This is a genomic window from Saccharopolyspora gregorii, assembly GCF_024734405.1.
Taxonomy (GTDB): Bacteria; Actinomycetota; Actinomycetes; order Mycobacteriales; family Pseudonocardiaceae; genus Saccharopolyspora_C; species Saccharopolyspora_C gregorii.
Genome location: NZ_CP059556.1, coordinates 5,348,352 through 5,360,651, shown reverse-complemented (window position 1 = coordinate 5,360,651; position 12,300 = coordinate 5,348,352). Strand labels below are relative to the sequence as shown.

The window sequence follows — 12,300 nt, the reverse complement described above, 5'->3', positions numbered from 1 at the left end:
CCGTTCGCCGAACCCGGAAACCCAGGAGGTAACAGCGGTGCCCACCACCGCCGAGCAGGCCGTGCCTGCCGCAGCGCACCACGGGCACGGCCCCACCTGGGACGCGGGAACCGCGAGCCTGCTGTGGACCGACCTGCGCGCCCGCACCGTGCACCGCTACGCGCCCGACGACACCGACCACGCCATGCAGGTCCCGCAGCAGGTCAGCGCCGCCAAACCGCGCACCCGCGGCGGACTGCTGCTGCACTTCGACGAGGGCGTCGCGCTGTACGACGCCGACGGGGAACGCCGCACCTGGCTCACCTTCTGGGCCCGCGACGGGGTCCGCGCCGGCGAGACCACCGTCGACGTGGGCGGACGGGTCTGGGCGACCACCGTGCGCGAGGACGAGAGCGGCGGCGGATGGCTCGTCCGCGTCGACCCGAACGGCGCCGCGCACGTGGTCGTCGACGGGATCGCCGCGGGCAACGGGCTCGCCTGGAGCCCCGACGACACCCGGCTCCACCTCGCCGACAGCGCCGCCCGCCGCATCGACGTGCTGACCGTCGACCAGGTGACCGGCGCCGCCACCGAGCGCCGCACCGCGTTCGACGTCGACGGGGAACCCGCCGGGATGTGCGCCGACGCCGACGGATTCCTGTGGGTCGCGGTGCGGGACCGCGGGGAAGTGCGCCGCTACGCGCCCGACGGGCGGGTCGACCGGACCGTGCCGCTGCCGTCCCGGCGCCCGACGAGCTGCTGCTTCGGCGGCGAAGACCTCACCGACCTCTACATCACGACCGCCCGCGACGGCCTCGCCGAACCGGAGCCGGCGGACGGGGCGGTGCTCGTCGTGCCCGGGGCGGGGGCGGGGTTGCGGTCGCACACCTTCCCCGGCTGACGCCCTCCTAGCGGAGTGAACGGACCGTTCGTCCGATCTAGTTGGTCAAGCGGTCCGTTCACTCCGCACCAGCGGACGTGGTGATCGACCCGCTGCGCGGAGAGCTCGGCCGGGGTGAACGGACCGTTCGTCCCATCTTGTTGGTCAAGCGGTCCGTTCACTCCACTTCGTCGGAGGTGTGCGGATGCGGCGATCGGTCGGCCTGCCCGCGGGCTGTGGCGGGGTGAACGGGCCGTTCGTCCCATCTAGTTGGTCGAACGGTCCGTTCACTCGGCTTCCGGTCAGGACTTGGTGCGCAGGGCTTCCGCGCCTCCGGTGTCCGCGTCGTGGTGCGGCCACCGCGGGGTGTCGCCCGTAGGGGTGTCGCCGAGGACGGTGACGCGTTGGCCGACGCGGCGCTCGGTGTAGTCGTTGATCGCGTAGTGCTGGGTGGCGCGGTTGTCCCACATGGCGATCGCCCCGGCGTTCCAGCGGAACCGGCACACGTTGCTCGGGTGCTCGGCGACGGCGTACAGGTGCTGGAGCAGCGCGTCGCTCTCGGCGGCGGCCAGCTGCGGGATGCGCCGGGTGAACATGCGGTTGACGTACAGCGAGCGCCGCCCCGTCTCCGGGTGCACCCGCACCACGGGGTGCTCGGCTTCGCTGCGGAACGAGCCGTTGGGGTGCTCGAACACGTGGATCGCGGTGAGCCCGTCGAGCATGTCGCGCAACGGCGCGGAAAGGGACTCGTAAGCCCGGTGCTGGTTGCTCCACATCGTGTCCCCGCCGAACGGCGGGCATTGCACGATCTGCAGGATGGAGGCGACCGGCGGAGTGGGGCTGAACGTGACGTCGGTGTGCCACACGTCGGCTTTGGCGCCCTGCGCGGAATCGAGCACCACGATTTCCTCGTGCCCGTCGAGCTTCGGCAGGAACGGGTGCACTTCCAGTTCCCCGAGCCGCTTGCCGAACTCGATGTGCGCCTGCGGCCCGAGCCCGGCGGCCTCGGGGAAGAACAGCACGAGGTGTTCGAGCAGCAGTGCGTGGACCTGCGCGAACGCCTCGTCGGTGAGGGAGTTCAGGTCGATGCCGCGGACCTCGGCGCCGAGTGCGCCGCTGATCGGGCGAACCTGCAGGCCGGTGTCCTGAGCGGGAGCCGCCATGATGATGCGCCTTTCTGAGTGGAGCCGATGACACTTGTTCCGCGCATGCGGAACGGCGGATCGGCGAATCGAGGAATCGCCGTCCGGATCGGGTCGAATTCTTGACCGGAATCGGGTTCCGGTGCGATGCTGCGCGAACCGGATTCGGGTTCCGGTGGTGATTTTCCCCGGGCGGAAGAACCGCGTGGAATGCGCGGGAAAACGGGGGATCGCGAGCCGGGAACCCGGCTGGAGAACACCGGAAGCATGGACAGGAGTGCACCAGTATGGCTTCGGAGACGACGGATCCCGGCGCGCGGTTGGCGGCGCTGACCGACCTCGCCACCCCGTTCGCGGTGCGCGCGGCGGTGACGCTCGGCGTCCCGGACCGGATCGCGGAGGGCACCACCGGGCTCGCCGAGCTCGCGGCGGCCACCGGGGCCGACGCCGATTCCCTGGCCCGGCTGCTGCGCCACCTGGTGGCGATCGGGTTCGTGGCCGAGCAGGACGGCCGCTTCGCGCTGACCGACGTGTCCCGGCACCTGCTGGGCGCGGACAGCGCGTGGCAGAAGAAGTGGCTGGACCTGGACGGCCCGGGTGTGAAGATGGACCTGGCGTACGCGGGCATGGCGCACTCGGTGCGCACCGGCCGCTCCGGTTACGAACCGGTGCACGGCGTGCCGTTCTGGGAGGACTACCAGCGCGACGACGCGCTGCGCGGGTTCTTCGGCGCGATCATGGCCGCGCACGCGTGGCAGACCGGCCCGCTGCTGGCCGCCGAGTACGACTGGTCCGCGGTCAAGAGCGTGATCGACATCGGCGGCGGGGTCGGTGCGCTGCTCGTCGAGGTGCTGCGCGGGCAATCGCACCTGGAGGGCGCGGTGCTGGACCTGCCACCGGTGGCCGCCGAAGCCGACGAGGCGCTCGCCGCGTCCGAGGTGGCCGACCGCGCCGCGTTCGTGCCCGGCAGCTTCTTCGACGAGCTGCCCGCCGGCTACGACCGGTACGTGGTGTCGCGGGTGCTGACGGACTGGCCGGACGCCGACGCGGTCCGCATCCTGCGCCGCTGCGCCGAAGCGGCGGGCAGCGCGGGACGCGTCCTGGTGGTGGAGGTGCTGGCCGGGGAGGAGCACGCGAAGAACAACTCCTCGTTCGACCTGCAGTCGCTGTCGCTGCTCGGCGGCCGGGAGCGCTCCATCGCCGACTTCGAGGCGCTGGCCGCCGAAGCCGGTCTCGCGGTGCGCGGCAGCCGCAGCTGGGACGGCGGCCTGGTGCTCGTGGAGTGCGCACTCGCCGGCTAGCCACCCGTCCCCGGCCTGGGCGGCGCTCATGCCCAGGCCGGGAGGCGCCGCGCCCGCGGGTCCGGCAGCACCCCCACCTGGTGCAGCCGGTCCAGCAGCGACAACCGGTGTTGCCCGAGCCCGGCCATGTTGTGCATGACGGTGTAGCGCAGCCGGTCGTTGCCGCCGGTGCAGCGCAGCGCCCGTCGCCCCACCACGCGGCCCGTCCAGGACAGGTCCGTGATCATGCGGGCCGCGTTGTGGCTCGTCCGTCCGATGTGGACCAGTTCGGGCAGCCGTTCCGCCTCGTAGGAGCGGATTCCCGCGTCCACCGCGGCAGGGCTCAGCTCCCCGCCCACGTGCCGGGCGAGGCTCTCCGCGTCCGTGATCGACGTGTTCATGCCCTGCGCCGCCATCGGATGCACCGAATGCCCCGTCTCACCGACCAGCGCCAGCCCCGGAACGCCCAGGCCCGGCGCCAAGAACCGGGACACCGGCAGCACCTGCCGGTTCGCCGAGCTCGCCCGCAGCGCGTCCGCCAGCGGTTCCAGTGCCGGCGTGTCCCGCACCAGGTGCTCGATCCAGCCGGCCATGCCGTCGGAATCCAGCCCGCGCAGCTCGTCCGCACCCACCTGCACGTACAGCCGCACCCGGCCGCCCGGCAGCGGATACCGCAACCGCAGGCCGCGTTCGCTGACGTACGCCGAGAAGTCCTGCTCGACCCGCGGCGCGTCGGCGATGTCGAACGCCGCCAACCGGTGCGGGTACTCGTCGCGGTGCGCCGGGATGCCCGCCGACTTCCGCAGCCGCGAGGAGATGCCGTCCGCGGCGACCACCAGCGACGCCCGCACCTCCCGCTCCTGACCGCCCTCGGCGACCCGCACCCCCGCGACCCGGCCGTCCGCGTCCCGCAGCAGGTCCCGCACCAGCACGCCGCGGCGGAACTCCACCGAGCCGTCCAGCCGGTCCGCCAACGCCTCCAGAATCACCGGGTAGTCGTGGGCCAGCAGCCACCGCTCCTGCTCCCGCAACCGGTCGTAGTCCAACGCCATCAGCGGCGCGCCCGCGGTGTCCCGCGCCACCAGCCGCGCCAGGCGCAGCCCGCCGCGCGACTCCAAGCGCTGCGCCACGCCCCACTCGCGCAGCACCCGCAGCGCGCCCGGTTGCAGCACCTCGCCCTTCGCGACCCGCGACGGCTCGGCCATCTTCTCCAGCAGCAGCACGCGGAAACCCCGCGCTCCCAGCGCGCAGGCCGCGGCGAGCCCACCGACCCCGGCCCCGCACACCACCACATCGGCGTCCACCGTCAACTCCTCCCCGCGGCATCGCGGTAGCGGGCCAGCGCGCGCAACGCCAACCCGTTGGCCAGCGCCCGGTTCGAGTAGCGGGACACGTGGCGCACGTACTCGTTCACCGGCGCGGCCGACCAGGACCCGTCCGGGCGGCGCGCGTCCAGCAGCCAGCGCACCCCGCGCCGCACCTCCGCGCCGTCGGCACCTCCGCCCGCGACCAGCAGCGCGCCGACCGCCCACGCCGTCTCCTCGACGGTGCCCGGCTCGTCGCCGCCGGTGCCCCACGAACCGTCCGGCAGCTGCGCGCGCACCAGCCACTCCCGCGCCCGCCGCGCCGCGTCGGAACCGCCCGCCCCGGCCCGCACCAGCGTCTGCAGCACCGCCGACGTGCCCGCCGTGTGCATCCGGTACCAGACCGACTCGAACGACCCGTCCGGCCGCTGCGCGCTCGCCAGCCAGCGCACCGCCCGGCGGATTCGCCGATCGGCCGCCGGAACCCCGGAATCCAGCAGCCCGTCCAGCGACTGCGCCGTCATGTGCGGGCACGGCCCGCTGTTGGCGACCTTCGTGTTCCGCACGCACAGGCCCCACGAACCCCGCGAGTCCTGCTGCGCGAACAACCAGCGCGCGCCCGACTCCAGCGCCGGGCGCTGCAGCTCACCGGGGAAGCGCGCCAGCGCCGACATGATCTCCCCGGTCTCCAGCGAGGCCGGCCAGCCCTTGCCGGACCAGCCCCAGAACCCCGGCGGGCAGCCGAACGCGGTGAACGGCCGGTGCTGCTGCTCCCGCAGGAACACCTCCCGCGTCGCCAGCAACCGCTCGTCGGTCGCGTACCCCGCTTCCAGCAGCCCGCCCGCCGCGTACATCGACCAGGTCAACCCCAGCGGGCCGCTGTTCCACGACCCGTCTTCGTTCACCTGCTCCCGGAACCAGCGGACCGCGCCCGCCACCATGTCCGCGCCGAGCCCGGCGCGCGCCAGCCCACCGCAGATCAACCCGGTCACCCACGCGTCCTCGCACCAGCCACCGGTGCTGCCCTCGTGCTCGTAGACCTCGCGGATGATCGCCAGCGCGCCCGGCGTGCCCGCCTTCGCCAGCAACCGCGTCAGCGGCGTCTGCTCCCGAGTCGCCGCCTGCGCCAACCCCAGCGCGCACACCATCGGCGCCCGCAGGTCGAACAACCGCAGGAACGCGCCGCGCAGCACCGCCAGCTCCAGCGGGAACCGGCGCATGTCCGACGTCCGCAACCAGCCGACGAACGAGTAGAACTGGCGGCACCAGGCCGTCACCTCCGGGTGCGGAATCCCTTCCAGGCCACCGTGGTCCAGCATCCAGCGCTGCCCGGCCGCCACCGCGTCCGCCGCCGACTCCGGCGCCACCAGCTGCAACGTCGCCGACGCCACCGCCGTCGGCCCCGGCTCGTCCGCGCCGCCCGGCACCATGCTCCAGCCGCCGGTGTCCGACTGCCGCTCCCGCAGCCACGCCACGCCCCGCTCGATCAGGTCCGCCGAACCGCGCGGATCGGCGAAGTGCAGCGCGCTCACCGCGCCCACCGTGCTCAACGTGGACGTCAGCCCGTCCTCCGAGTAGTCGAACACGCCGTCCGGCCGCCGCGCCGCGAACACGGCCTCCGCCGCGGCCTCGATCGCCTCGGAGACCTCCTCGGCCCGCGAAGTCGTCATGGCAGCGTCGCCTCCCGTCGCTCCGCCGTGGGGAACTCGTGCCCCGAACGCAGCACGGCCTGCGCACCGAGGCTGAAGACCAACGCGGGCACCAGCACCGCCAACGCGAGCCACAGACCCGCCGCACCCGCGATCAGCGCGCCCGCCAGCACCAGCCGCTCCGCGACGAGGATCTCGTGCGCCCGCAACGCCTTCCGCGGCGGAAGCTCCCGGATGTGCTCCAGCAGCAAGGAGAACGCCGCCGTCCCCGCGCACGCCGCCACCGTCGCCAACGCAGAGTAACCGCCCCGCTGCGGCACCGCCTCCGCCAGCGCCAGCACCACCAGCAACCCCGACGCGTACAGCGCGAACGACGTGCGCACCGCCACCGGGATGCCGCTGCGCACCGGCACCGAGCGGTAGCCGCCCGCCCGGTCGCCGTCCACGTCGCGCATCGTCCCCACCAGGTTCGACGCCGCGTCGTGCGCCAGGAACACCAGCGCGAACACCAGCACCGTCCACGGCACCCGGTCCGCGCCCAGCAGCGCACCCGCCGCCAGCGCCAGCGCCGTCAGCGAACCGCGCACCAGGTTCCCGGACAGGCCGCGCGCTTTGCAGAACCGGCTGTAGGCGACGATGCCCGCCGTCGCCACCACCACCAGCAGCACCGCGTTCCAGTTCACCAGCAGCGCGAACACCGCGGCCGCCGCCGCGCAGCCCACCCCGCAGGCCAGCGCCGCCCGCGGCGACAACCGGCCGGACGGGATGGGGCGCTGCGGCTTCCCGATCGCATCCAGCTCCCGGTCGAAGTAGTCGCCCAAGTAGTGCCCGGACAACCAGCCCAGCGCGGGCACCACCGCCGCCGCCAGCAGCGGCACGCCCCACCCGGCGCCGGCGGTGACCGCGCCCGCGATCCCCACCATCGCCGGATAGCAGGTGGTGTAGGGCCGCCAGGTCTCCACGTGCGCCCGGATCCCGCGGCGCACCGCGGACATCGATGCGGCCACGGCTAGCGGTCCCGGTGGATCGCGAGGTCCGCCACCGCCGCCAGCAGCCGCGCACCGTCTCCGCCCGGCAGCACCGCCAAGTCCCGGTGCGCCCGCCGGATCTCCTCGGCGGCCTCCGCCGCGGCGCGCTCCACCGCGCCCAGCCGGGTCAGCACCTCCCGCAGCAGCGCGAACGACTCCACCGGGGACCGGTGGCCGCTGAGCGCTTCCGCGAGCAGCGCGCGATCCCGCGCACCCGCCATGCCGTGCGCCACGATCACCGGGAACGTCGGCCGCATGTTCCCCGCGTCGCTGCTGCCGGACTTGCCGGTCACCTCGGTCTCCGCCAGGTACGGCAGCAGGTCGTCGTGCATCTGGAACGCGGTGCCGACTCGGTCGGCGAACCGCGTCGCCGCCGCCACCTGCTCGGTGTCCCCGCCGCCGAGCACCGCACCGGACCGGCACGCCGCTCGGAACAGGGCGCCCGTCTTCAACGCCGCCATCCGCCGGTACCGCTCCGGCGGGCACGCCGGATCCCGCAGCAGCTCCGCCTCCAACGCCTGCCCCCGGCACAGGTCCACGCCCGCGTCGGCGACCGCGCGCACCGCCGCCAGCACCGGTTCGGCGGGCAGTCCGCACTCGGTGAGCGCGGCGAACAGGCTCAGGATCAACGCGTCGCCGGTGACGATCGCGTCCGGCACCCCGAACCGCACCGGCACCGAAGCCCGGCCCCGCCGCAGCTCGTCGCCGTCGATGATGTCGTCGTGCACCAGCGAGGCCACGTGCAGGTACTCGATGGCGACCGCGGCGGGCAGCACCGCCGCGCGATCCCCGCCGACGGCCTCCGCGGCCGCGACCAGCATCACCGGCCGCAGCATCTTGCCCGGCGCCAGCAGCGCGTACCGCGACACCTCCCCGATGTGGTCGGTGCCCGCAGGCCAGCGGCGTTCCAGCTCCGCGCGCAGTTCCGCGGCCACCGGGGAAGCGGCCAGCAGCGCCGCCGGATCCCCGGCCAGGTCGTGGGCGTCGCTGATCCGGGCGGTCACCGGGCGGGCTCGCTGACCTCGGCGGCCAGGTCTCCGGCGGTGGCGTCCGCGGCGGAGAACTCGGCCGCGACCTCCAGCACCAGGTCGTTCGCCGCGCGGGTGCCGACGGTCAGCCGCACCCCGGACTCGGCGATCTCCCGCACCACCACACCGCGCCCGGCGCACCGGTCCACGAACCGCTGGTTCGCTCCGCCCAGCGGCAGCCACAGGAAGTTCCCGCCGCTGGCGGGCACCGGGATCCCGTGCGCCAGCAGGCCTTCCCGGAGCCGGTCCCGTTCGGCCGCGACCTCCGCGCACTGGGCGCGCATCACCTCGGATGCCGCCAGCGCCGCCGCGGCCGCCGCCTGCGCGGGCCCGCTCACCCGGAAGAACAGCGCGCTCGGCTTCAACGCGGCCACCACCGGCTCCGCCCCCAGCAGGTAACCGACGCGCATGCCGAGCAGCCCGTACGACTTGGAAAAGGTCCGAGCGATGGTGAGCCGGTGGTCCGTTCGGGCTAGTTCGATTCCATCCGCAATGGTCTCGCCGGTCCCGGTGGCGAAGTCGATGTAAGCCTCGTCGAGCACGACGTGCACATCACTCGGAATGCGATCGAGGAACCCGGTGATCTGTTCCGCGGTGAGGATCGACCCGGTCGGATTGTTGGGGTTGCACAACAGCACCACCCGGGTGCGGCCCGTGACCGCGGCCGCCATCGCGTCCAGGTCGTGCGCCGAATCCCGCAGCGGCACCCCCACCGCGCTCGCCCCGGCGTTGCGGATCATCAGCGGGTACATCTCGAACGACGGCCAGGGGTGCACCACCTCGGTGCCCGGGCCCGCGTGGACCTGCAGGAACTGCTGGAGCAGCGCTCCCGAACCGACGCCGGCCAGCACGCGCTCCGCGGCCACCCCGTGGTGCTCGGCCACGCGCGCCACCAGATCCGACGAGAACGGGTCCGGAGTGAGGTTCAGCGTGTCGAGGGCGGCTTCGGCGGCAGTTCTCACGCCGGGCAGCGGTGGGGCGAAATTCTCGTTCAGGGAGAGCTGGTGCACAATTGAGGTCACAGTGCCAATCCCGTTCTGGCTGCTGGGTTTCATGGCCTCTCGTGCGGTGTCCGCCGGTTTCGTTCCGGACCGCTCGCGATGCTGATCGAATACTGTGTTCCGCGGCCTTCGATGTCAAGGTTCACGATCTCGTAGAACGTGATGAACGTGTTTCGAATCTGTGTAGTCGGTTTTTGTCGAGGGGATCCCCTGAGATCTTCGCGGCAGCGGGACGCGAGTCGTCCGGCGCGTCCCGGCGCTGTGCTAGTCCGCGGCGAGCCGATCGGCGGCCTCGTCCGCGCGCTCCGCGGCGCGGTGGGGCGGCGTGCCGCGGATCGTCTCCGCGCACCCGCGCGCGGGCGTTGAGATCAATCTGTGATCTAGGTGGTTCCGCCAGGTCAACGGGCTTCGCGGCCGGTCGTTCGCCCTCGGCGTGACCATGCTCGCCCGAATGGCTCTGGAATATTCCACCGGTCGTTCGGTACACCGGACGCGGTGCGCCCGCCACAGCGGCAGTCGGGGCCCGGCGGCCGCACCCGCCACGGTCCGGGGACCGGTGGCTGCGCCACGACCGGCGGGAGTACCGGTCGCGGCAGAACCGCGGCCCCGGTGCGTTCGGGGCGCGCCGGGGTCGCGGACCCGTTTCCCGCATTCGACTCGAATGCGCGGGATCGAACCGCCGAACACCGCCGACCGGGCGAACCGCGGATAGTCCGACGGCACTGTGAAAACGGCAAATACCGGCACTTTTGGGCCGAATGTCGCCGCGATTAGGGTCGCAGACGATTCCTCAATGGCAGCGGGGCGGGCACCGGCCCGTTTCGTGGAGGGACCGGGAACGGACCACGCGCAGCCGAACCCGGACAACCGACAACGCCCGGGACGCCCCATCGCCCCGGGCGCGAGATCGAGGAGAGCAAGATGGTCGCTGCCCCACGTCGCATGGCCCGCATCGCCGGGATCGCCGCGGTCGCCCTCTCGGCCGCCGCCACCGTCTCCGTCTCGGCCGCCCAGGCCGAACCGGCCGACGTCACCCCGTACATCGTCGGCGGCCAGGACGCCGACATCGCCGACCACCCGTTCGTCGTCGCGCTCACCACGCCCGACGGCCAGCAGTTCTGCGGTGGATCGCTCGTCTCCGAGACGAAGGTCGTCACCGCCGCGCACTGCACCACCGGCTCCGACCCGTCCGAGATCAACGTGCTCAGCGGGCAGACCGAGATCAGCGGCACCGGCGGCACCGTCTCCGAGGTCAGCGACGTCTGGGTGCACCCCGAGTACACCGACGCCACCCTGGGCTTCGACGTCTCCGTCCTCACCCTGTCCGCTCCCGTCGAAGGCGCTCAGCCGATCGAGCTGGCCACCGCCGACGACGCCGGCTACACCGCGGGCACCGACGCCACCCTCCTCGGCTGGGGGACCACCTCCGAAGGCGGCTCCACCTCCGACCACCTGAAGACCGCGACCGTGCCGGTGAGCTCCGACGCGGACTGCTCCGCCGGGTACGACGAGTACAGCCCCGACTCGATGGTCTGCGCCGGCCTGCCCGAAGGCGGCGTCGACGCCTGCCAGGGCGACTCCGGCGGCCCGATGGTGGCCGACGGCCGTCTCATCGGCGTCACCTCCTGGGGCGAAGGCTGCGCCCGCCCCGGCAAGCCGGGCGTGTACGCCCGCGTCGGCGCCTACAACGACGTCCTGACCGAGCAGATCGGCAGCTGATCGCCTGACGGGTTCCCGCTCGCTCGGCTGAGCTGGGCGGGTGGCGGAACCTCAGCGGTGCCCTCGCTGCGGGATCGTTTGCACAGGTGGCTCCGCCCACGAGAAATGCAGTGCGGGGCGGTCCGGAAGGGCCGCCCCGTTCTCGTGCGTCCGGTCAGGTGAGCTGGCGGGTGGAGCGGTCTTCGAACTTCGTCGCGTAGCCGCCGATGATCGCGCGGGATTCCACCGTGCCCAGCGCGACCCGGTCCAGGCAGTCGACGGACTCGCGGAACGCGGCCACCCGCTCCTCGTCGTCCAGCAGCAGTCCGCACTCCTGGCTCTCCAGCAGCACCGTCGCCACCCCGCGCGCGAACTCGATCAGCGTGAACGGCCCGCCGAGCCCCGCGTGCACCCCCAGGTTCGTCGGCAGCACCCGCACCGCGATGTTCGGCGCCTCCGCGGAGCGCAGCAGGTGCCGCAGCTGCCCGCCCATCACCGCCGCACCGCCCACGGGCCGGGTCAGCACCGATTCGTCCAGGTACGCCGTCAACGCCACCGGCGAGGCCTTGTGCAGGATGCCCTGCCGCACCTGCCGCACGTTGACCTGCTCGTCCACCTCGCCCGTGCCCGCACCGGACGCCGCGCACACCGCGGTCGCGTACGCCCGGGTCTGCAGCAGCACCGGCACGTAGCCGAGGCTGAGCTCGGTGAGCCGGGAGGCGCGCTGCTCCGCGTCGATGCACGCGCGCGTGTGCGCCGAGAGCCCCGCCATCGCCTCCCACCACGACGGGCGGCCCAGCTCCTCGGCCATCGTCAGCAGCTGCTCGCGCCGCTTGCCGCGCACCCGCAGCGCCGCGAGCACCGCGGCCAGGTCGGGGCCGCCGATGCCGCGCTGCGCCGTCTCGATCCGGCTGATCTTCGCGATGCTCCAGCCCAGCTGTTCGGCGAGCACTCCCTGGGACATCCCTTTGTCCTTGCGCACCTTGCGGACCTCGGCCGCCAGCGCGCGGGCCCGGGGGGAGTTCGACATGATCGTCAGAATATGGTGCCAGCGCGGAAAAAACCGTCGCTCGATCAGGTACTGGTGAACTGCCCGAACGGCCGCAGATTCCCGGCCCTGCACCGAAGATGCGCCCCTGCCGAGAACTTCCCGGAGCGGAATCCTCCAGCGCAGCCCCGCTTCCGTGCCCGATCCCCCGGCCGCCACGCGCGGTGATGTCGCGGGGACCCGGAAACCGGGCCCCCGCCACCCCCAGGCCATCCGACCCCCCGGATGCCTCGCGGCGTCCCCCTCGGCGCCGCTGGGACCAG

10 protein-coding genes are annotated in these 12,300 nt (G+C 73.2%); 3 read left to right on the top strand and 7 right to left on the bottom strand.

Translation table 11 applies throughout. The features are described 5' to 3' along the window. Window positions 1–37 precede the first annotated feature (37 nt). Window positions 38–880, top strand: coding sequence for an SMP-30/gluconolactonase/LRE family protein (locus tag H1226_RS23300; RefSeq protein WP_224956102.1), 843 nt, complete (start codon window positions 38–40; stop codon window positions 878–880). A gap of 281 nt (window positions 881–1,161) precedes the next feature. On the opposite strand, the gene H1226_RS23295 is transcribed toward H1226_RS23300, so the two are convergent. Then, window positions 1,162–2,022 carry a TauD/TfdA dioxygenase family protein gene (locus H1226_RS23295; protein WP_258342622.1) on the bottom strand — a complete coding sequence of 287 codons (861 nt, stop codon included), beginning with the start codon at window positions 2,020–2,022 and terminating at the stop codon, window positions 1,162–1,164. 266 nt (window positions 2,023–2,288) lie between these two features. On the opposite strand from H1226_RS23295, the gene H1226_RS23290 reads away from it, so the two are divergent. Beyond that, entirely contained in the window at window positions 2,289–3,302 is a 1,014-nt protein-coding gene (locus H1226_RS23290; RefSeq protein ID WP_258342620.1) for a methyltransferase, read from the top strand. Window positions 3,303–3,328: 26 nt separating this feature from the next. On the opposite strand, the gene H1226_RS23285 is transcribed toward H1226_RS23290, so the two are convergent. From H1226_RS23285 to H1226_RS23265, 5 genes are read right to left on the bottom strand one after another with little or no spacing between them, the layout of a single operon-like run. Beyond that, on the bottom strand, window positions 3,329–4,585 hold the full coding sequence (locus tag H1226_RS23285) for an FAD-dependent oxidoreductase (protein WP_224956099.1): 1,257 nt from the start codon (window positions 4,583–4,585) through the stop codon (window positions 3,329–3,331). 2 nt (window positions 4,586–4,587) lie between these two features. Continuing rightward, complete coding sequence (locus H1226_RS23280; RefSeq protein ID WP_258342618.1) at window positions 4,588–6,255, bottom strand: prenyltransferase/squalene oxidase repeat-containing protein; 1,668 nt, start codon at window positions 6,253–6,255, stop codon at window positions 4,588–4,590. After that, the gene (locus H1226_RS23275) at window positions 6,252–7,241 is read right to left on the bottom strand and encodes a UbiA family prenyltransferase (protein ID WP_258342617.1); all 990 of its coding nucleotides are present in this window, start codon (window positions 7,239–7,241) and stop codon (window positions 6,252–6,254) included. Before H1226_RS23275 ends, H1226_RS23280 begins: the two co-directional genes overlap by 4 nt. Window positions 7,242–7,243: 2 nt before the next feature. Next, window positions 7,244–8,266, bottom strand: a complete 1,023-nt coding sequence (locus H1226_RS23270; RefSeq protein ID WP_258342616.1) for a polyprenyl synthetase family protein — start codon at window positions 8,264–8,266, stop codon at window positions 7,244–7,246. Then, on the bottom strand, window positions 8,263–9,345 hold the full coding sequence (locus H1226_RS23265; RefSeq protein WP_258342615.1) for an aminotransferase class I/II-fold pyridoxal phosphate-dependent enzyme: 1,083 nt from the start codon (window positions 9,343–9,345) through the stop codon (window positions 8,263–8,265). The genes H1226_RS23270 and H1226_RS23265 overlap by 4 nt, the downstream gene beginning before the upstream one ends. An 867-nt stretch (window positions 9,346–10,212) precedes the next feature. Between H1226_RS23265 and H1226_RS23260 the strand changes: the two genes are divergently transcribed. Further along, window positions 10,213–11,010 (top strand): S1 family peptidase, encoded by a 798-nt coding sequence (locus H1226_RS23260; RefSeq protein ID WP_258342613.1) that lies wholly within the window; start codon window positions 10,213–10,215, stop codon window positions 11,008–11,010. 154 nt (window positions 11,011–11,164) lie between these two features. Here the strand turns inward: H1226_RS23260 and H1226_RS23255 are convergent, their stop codons facing one another. Then, window positions 11,165–12,019 (bottom strand): helix-turn-helix domain-containing protein, encoded by an 855-nt coding sequence (locus tag H1226_RS23255; RefSeq protein WP_224956093.1) that lies wholly within the window; start codon window positions 12,017–12,019, stop codon window positions 11,165–11,167. Window positions 12,020–12,300 lie beyond the last annotated feature (281 nt).